The sequence below is a fragment of the Bathymodiolus azoricus thioautotrophic gill symbiont genome (assembly GCF_001298715.1).
Classification (GTDB): Bacteria; Pseudomonadota; Gammaproteobacteria; order PS1; family Pseudothioglobaceae; genus Thiodubiliella.
The window spans coordinates 1-1,501 of the sequence record NZ_CDSC02000488.1 but is presented as its reverse complement, the minus strand read 5'-3'; the positions used below and the strand labels follow the sequence as shown (position 1 = coordinate 1,501).

Annotated in this window: 1 protein-coding gene; it reads right to left on the bottom strand. The window is 39.4% G+C overall.

The genetic code is table 11. The features are described 5' to 3' along the window. The coding region (locus BAZSYMA_RS09215; protein WP_143243195.1) for a C80 family cysteine peptidase at positions 1 to 1,501 on the bottom strand (1,501 nt) is incomplete at both ends.

Genomic DNA, 1,501 nt, shown 5'->3' with positions numbered 1-1,501 from the left:
GTCGTTGTAAGGTTGGGTTTCTGCCAGGTGTTTTGCACTAAGATCTTCTTTTACTTGGGTATCACCAGGGTTTATGGATAGCCATGGTTTGATTTGAAAGTCGGTGTTATACGCCTCAACTCTAACATGTAGCTCTTTAGATAAGAATTTCATCATGGATTTGTAATCGTCATCACTCATTGCAGTATTTTTTGTAATGATTTTTATTTTAGAGACAGAACCCTCAATCTGATTTATTGCACCTTTAAGATGTCCTAACAGTTCTTGCTCAGAGTAACTGTCTGAGTCTATGAGAACCAGAGGTATCTTGTTGTGACTAGGTCTTTTTGCGAGATTGTATAAAACAACAGTTTTATTTTTTCGGTAGAAAAAACCCACATCGTCTGAGGGGCGTGTATCGTAAAACACAAAACCATTGGTCACCCCATTCGCTCCTGCTAGTCCTTTTACTGTCGTGTATTCATCACGCTCATAACGACAAGCATATGATCCTTTATTCGGACCTGAAGGGCTGTATGTCAACACGTTTGCATTGAACTTACTACTTAAATCACTCACACAATCCGAGTAACCAACTACACCATGTGTGGCATACCAGTCTGCACTACCATTACCCATTTTTATGTTTATTTCTGCCATTGAAGTGCCATCAGGCAGTTGATTTTCTAGTTTTTTTAGTGCTGCCAAAGTAGTATCAAAATCACTTGCCATAACACGAATTTTTAACTTACCTTTCAATCCTTCTATCGATCTATTTAGTTGTAGCGAACCATCCTCACCCACAGAAACAACAAGATGATAATTGTCGTCTGTGTAAGGATCAAGCTGGGTTAATTCGCCGTCTTTGTAGCCCCAGACAACCTTTCCTTCGTCAAGATGATAGCGATCGTTAACTGTATTTCTACCGACTGGTTCTGCTCTTGACACACCTAATCTAGAGCTGACCTTGGTTTCAATATCCATTGCTTTCAGTCCCCTTGCGACATCTTTACCAAAATCATCGCCTGGATTACACCCTTTTATAGCGACTGTGTCAATGCTTGATTGAACGGGTAATACACCTTTTAATGCAACAACATGATCAACAATGTTATCGGCTACTCTCTGTCCTGTAGTTTTTAACCTTTTGTCACCATGTCCATTAAATAGTATTTTAATATTATTTGCTTCTATTTCATATAATTTTGGTCCATGCACAATCTGGTAGCCACCCTCTTTATCCATTTGAATCAGCGTGGAGTTTTTAAAATGTTTGCCTGCCCTGCTTGCCGAACTCTTTATCATGACTGGATCATCTTCTAACTGAACAACAACATAATGTGTATCCCTAGGGCCAGGAGAAACCTCAAGCTGATTTGTTACTGTTGTCTTATCCCATACACTGAACTCTTGTTGAGAGTCTCTGATTTCAATAGCAATATCTGATGCATCCATCATACATTCCTCAGCCCAGGCTTTGCGAGCTGCATTTTTATCAAGGTTAATTTCATCTGTACTTAGT